The organism is Methanobrevibacter sp. (assembly GCF_050872065.1).
GTDB lineage: Archaea > Methanobacteriota > Methanobacteria > Methanobacteriales > Methanobacteriaceae > Methanocatella.
In genome coordinates, this window is record NZ_JBNMGD010000067.1 from 1 (window position 1) to 5,264 (window position 5,264).

The 5,264-nt window shown below is 30.2% G+C and carries 3 protein-coding genes and 1 rRNA gene; all 4 read right to left on the reverse strand.

Annotated features, from left to right (window positions below; genetic code table 11):
* Positions 1 to 124: ribosomal RNA gene (locus ACR0P1_RS07470) — 16S ribosomal RNA — on the reverse strand; the annotation flags it as partial.
* A 681-nt stretch (positions 125 to 805) separates the two neighbouring features.
* Entirely contained in the window at positions 806 to 1,351 is a 546-nt protein-coding gene (locus tag ACR0P1_RS07475; RefSeq protein ID WP_432645779.1) for an adenylate kinase family protein, read from the reverse strand.
* A 19-nt stretch (positions 1,352 to 1,370) separates the two neighbouring features.
* Positions 1,371 to 2,465: an OBG GTPase family GTP-binding protein gene (locus ACR0P1_RS07480; protein WP_432645780.1), complete on the reverse strand. Its 1,095-nt coding sequence runs from the start codon at positions 2,463 to 2,465 to the stop codon at positions 1,371 to 1,373.
* Positions 2,466 to 2,527: 62 nt separating this feature from the next.
* Positions 2,528 to 5,215, reverse strand: a complete 2,688-nt coding sequence (locus tag ACR0P1_RS07485) for an STT3 domain-containing protein (protein ID WP_432645781.1) — start codon at positions 5,213 to 5,215, stop codon at positions 2,528 to 2,530.
* Positions 5,216 to 5,264: the final 49 nt, after the last annotated feature.

Below are 5,264 nucleotides of genomic sequence, written 5' to 3' on the forward strand. Positions count from 1 at the left end.
TCCCAGTCCTAAGGGTAGGTTATCCACGTGTTACTGAGCCGTACGCCACGAGCCTAAACTCGTTCGACTTGCATGGCTTAATCGAATCCCAATAGCAGTAGCATCTGCCAGGATCAAACAGAATTGAACACATAACAGATCTATACATTAAACAATAATACGTAAAATGAAGTACACTATAAAAAAATTATAAGACGAGTAAAATATACACAAATTGATAAAAAAACATGAAAAAAAGTTTTCTACAATCAAATTTCACCACATCTACAAAACATACATCATACCCAAAAAAACTCAAGTACTCACACGATACATTCGTTCATTAAATAAAAACATTAATAAACATGATATAGCTACATGTGGAAAAAGCAGTCATCATAGTCAATTGCACAAAACAATAAAACTTAAACCATCGCCATAAACATATAGCACATCTAATAGATACACAAATAATATCAACAAAAATAAATAAAAAACATTGCAAAAATAAATAAAAAATAAAAATAAAAATATATAATACCAATAATAAAAAATAAGGAATTTTTAATTAGGTAATTGAAATAAAAATGATTAAAATAAAATATAAATAATAAATTCATCATCCACTGAGATCACAGCCTCAAAAAAAGTATAGTAATAAAAAAAATAAAAATTTTAATAAAAACTTGAATATTCCCATTTCAAACAAGAAAAAACAGGATCAAATATATAAAAGTTCCTATTAAACATGTATTTTATGGGATTACAATAATACTTAATCCCAATATAAAATAAAATGCAAACCAATTTTATTTAAATAATAAAATTAAAGATTTGACATTAACCAATCCATAAAATCAACTTCACCAACTGGAAAATTGAGTTTACCTTCAATTACATAAGAAATTATATTAACGGTTTCTTCAATTGATAATTTACTAACATCAATCTCTGAAATTTTATCACCGTATTCATCAAAAGCTTCAGCAGTACATACACCCATAGCTTCAGCCTCTAAATTTTCACGAATTTTACTTTCAGCATAATCACGGGATTCTAGTCTTGGGCGTAATATATTAGGATGTACTCTTAAAACTATGACTTTATCAGCTCCAGAACATAAATGAGCCAAATGACCTTCAAATATGATTAACTCATCACTTTTAGAAATAATATCTGAAACTTTCTCATTAAGTGCATCAATATCAATGATTTTATATCCTTTTTCATCATCAATTCCTAAAACAAAATCATTTTCAATAGCCAAATCATTAATCTTAATTAATTTACAATTTAATTTAGATGATAATACTTCACTAACAGTTGTTTTACCAGTACAAGGAGTACCAGTTATAAAAATAGCTTCACTCATAATATCAAAAAAAGAAGAATCATTTTTTAAGAATGATTCTTAAAACATCTTCATCGTCAAGTACATGATCAGGTCCTACTTTTTGGCCAGGGAATTTAACAGATGTTCCCCAAACTTTAGCATGACGGAAATTTTTTACAAACTCACGATGAAGTTTGCGGCATGCTCCAATTACAGTAGTACCCTTCTTAATAACCAAAGGATCATTCATATCCGCTTTTCTACCTTGTGGTTTTAAATAGACTCTAACTAAATTGAGATTATCAAAAATAATATCCTTTAACTCATCAATATTAGTTTTTTTATCAGCTGAAATTGGAATGAAATCTGGAATGTATTTCTTGAGTTCCTCAAGGTATGCATCATCTACAAGATCCACTTTATTTAATAATATTTTCATTGGAACATATGATTTATTTCTATCCAACACATCAATAAATTGATCCATAGTTACATCATCACGGAAAAGTATGTCTGCATTATGCATACCATACTCATTAATGATTGATCTTATAATTTTTTCATCTAGATGAGTAAGTGGACAAGTTGATGAAATATGAATACCACCAAGTTTTTTCCTTTTAACAGTAACATCAGGTTGCTTTTCATTAGGTCTAATACCTATATTTCTTAATTCATTTAATATAACATCCAAATGCTGTGGATTTAAAGTATCTAAAACAATCAAAATTAAATCAGCAGTTCTAGCAACAGATAAAATCTCTTTACCTCTTCCTTTACCACTGCTTGCTCCTGTAATAATTCCCGGAATATCAAATACTTGAATTTTTGCATTTTTATGTTCCATAACACCTGGAACAATATCCAATGTTGTAAACTGGTAAGCCCCAACTTTACTCTCGGCATTAGTAATTTCATTTAAAAGTGTAGATTTACCAACAGACGGAAATCCAACAAGTACAACAGTTGCATCTCCTGTTTTTTTAACATGAAAACCCTGGCCCTTATGGCCACCACTACTTCTTTGTAGAGATTCTTCTTTTAGTTTAGATAATTTAGCTTTAAGTTTCCCAATATGATGTGAAGTAGCTTTATTATATGGTGTCTTTTGTATTTCATCTTCAATATCTTTTATTTTCTCCTCTATCCCCATTAAATCACCATATTAATTATTATAATAAAAAAAGATTAGGAAAATCCTAATCTAACCACTAGTTAAGCACCAGCAACTGTATTATTAAAGTTTACTTTAAATAACATCACTCCATTTTCCATATGGACATTTTCAAATATATTTTGGCCAGCTCCACCATATAAATATAATCTGGTAAACATGGAGTTTGCTAGCTCATTACTCATTAAAATCGGAGTGTATTGATTTTTCTCACCCATTAAAAGGAGTGTATAATTTGCATTGTTTACATTACCAACAGACTCATTTTTCATGACATATCCATCTTCAATAACTACTAAGTTTGAAATATTCAATGGATTATATGGAGTATCATTCACAAAAATTTGTTCTCCAGTATCACTATAAACAGCCTCAGTATATGCAGTAGTTGAATTATTACCAGAACCTCTTTGTATTACTGCATTTATAGTCATACCCTGATCATCAAGTAATGGTAATTTACCGGTTGATCCCGGATTGACTTTTACTTGCCCTGTTGGAACATAATAATTATAGTTTTCAGAACTTTGATTCTCGAAGTCCCATGCACCGAAGTAACTCCACCAACCAGCTTTTTGAAGCATGTCTGAAGATGCAACAAATATTACTGGACGTGGATTTTTAGGGTGAGTATATTGAACTATGTCTTTTGCTTGTGCTCCTGTTAAATGATATTTACTTTGTAATGTTTTTTCAGCATCATCTGATTTCATTGGTAAAATATCAATTAAAATATCAGTTGATTTACCTGTGTCATTGGTAATATTCACTAATGATTCAACAGCTTTATTACCTGTTGTATCCATCATTCTAAATATTCCTGCAGATAATTCAAGATTATCCGTGGTCATGGCCTGACCTAACCAGAATGCACGATCTCCAGATTGTGAACCTCCATCAAATGTTACTTGTTTATCAGCAGCAATTTCAAAGAGGTAACCAAAGTCCCACCAGGATGTTAATACTGTATCATTACTTTGAGTTTCATTAACCCAAGCCATTGAATTCCACATTGCATCACTTGTACCTGGAATAACAGTTTCTGAAGTTAAAAAAGCCCCACAAACACATGGAACAACTAAAGCAAGTACAATAGCAATGATTACAATAGTTTTCTTAATTGGAACCTTTTTACCATATGTAGCTTTTGGTTTAATTGCGTAAATTGAAGCTGCCCCAATACCAACAATGACAATAAATGCCAAAATTCCATAGATTGTATTAATTGTAGCTAATGGAACTGCAACAAAAATAGCTGAAATTGCAATAATCGCAAGTAATATCTTATCATCAGTGATTTTAGTTTTAATATATTCAGATACCACTCCCACACAAATACCAGTCAAAAGAGCAAATGGCAATACAATAGTAGTAATGAACCTTGAACCTCTTGTTACAGCAAGGATAGTGACTAAAACCCATACTATAAATAAACATCCATATAAAATAGTCAATTTATTATCAGATAGTACATCTGGCATAGATTCCATATTAAATTTATTGAAATTAATCTTAAATTTACGGCTGTTATCAAGTTTTTTAGAAGCAGCCACTCTTTCAGATTTATGTGGTTTATTTACATTATCAAGAATTACTGATTCTTTTCTTAGTCCAAATATATTTTTTACAAATAAGTACAATGTAGCTAAACCTGCAAATAATACACATATACCACCCATACCATTTATAACACCATTACTGTTAGCTAAGAATAATGAATTCATACCACTTCCAAGCATAGCTGGAATTTGCATCTCAGCAACGGAAACAAGCACATTAGGGAAACCACCAATTGCTCTAGATGCAGACTGCAATGAAAGTAAGTTTAATAAGCTTCCAAATATAGAAACAACACCATCTAAACCTCTGAAAATTGCAAGACCCACAAATCCAATAACTCCTAAAATTACAATAGACTTTAAAGCATTCTGATGGATAAACCATTGCAACTTATTAGAATACTGCTCTTTATTATCTTTACCAACATTAAAGTAATAACATGCAATTAAATAAACGACTGAAAATATTCCCATGAGACCTATATAAAATATATAACCTACCCATGATTGAGAGAATAATCCAATAGAAATTATTGATAAAATTGCAAATAGAACTTTATATGCTATATTTTTCGCCCGTATACTCTCTACAAAGAAGAATATAAAGAATAGTGAAAATATGTAATAGAACATATCTGTATCGAAAAATCCTGGGAATGTGTGTGCAAAGTAATTTGGAGCAAGAGCAATAATCAATGTTGCAACAATAGCTCCATATTCATTAGTTATTCTCCTTGAGAATATATATGCCGGAATAACAGCTAATGTAGAAATAATAGCTCCTGTCCAAAATGCTATTTCCTTAACTGAAAAATCTCCAAAGTATTGGTTAGCCAAATCATATAAAAATGATGTCACATACACAATACCCAGTTCATAATTAATTTCTTCACCTGTAGGAGCATACCTATGCATATCCCACTCACTACCATTAATCTGTGCATCACCAACAAAACCGTGATCAATGTAATCTTCAGTCAACCTTAAGTTATAATATGAGTCCATTTCACTAAAATAAGGAAGACCTGAAGAATCAACATATTCTCCTTTAGCCTGGTCAGAAATAATATTTAAATCTGCAGCAGGCATTTTAAGTGCAAAAACAACTGCTAACAAAATCAATATAATGAAAACTGACTTAACAATTGTCCTTTTTGTTTCTTTATTCATTAAAATCCTCATTTAAATTTTTTAAATAATATTATTTTAAATTTCAAAA

What these genes read in the sequence shown, in the direction of transcription:
- ACR0P1_RS07485 (WP_432645781.1), bottom strand. Translation starts at nt 5,215, where the DNA reads ATGAATAAAGAAACAAAAAGGACAATTGTTAAGTCAGTTTTCATTATA.
- ACR0P1_RS07480 (WP_432645780.1), bottom strand. Translation starts at nt 2,465, where the DNA reads ATGGGGATAGAGGAGAAAATAAAAGATATTGAAGATGAAATACAAAAG.
- ACR0P1_RS07475 (WP_432645779.1), bottom strand. Translation starts at nt 1,351, where the DNA reads ATGAGTGAAGCTATTTTTATAACTGGTACTCCTTGTACTGGTAAAACA.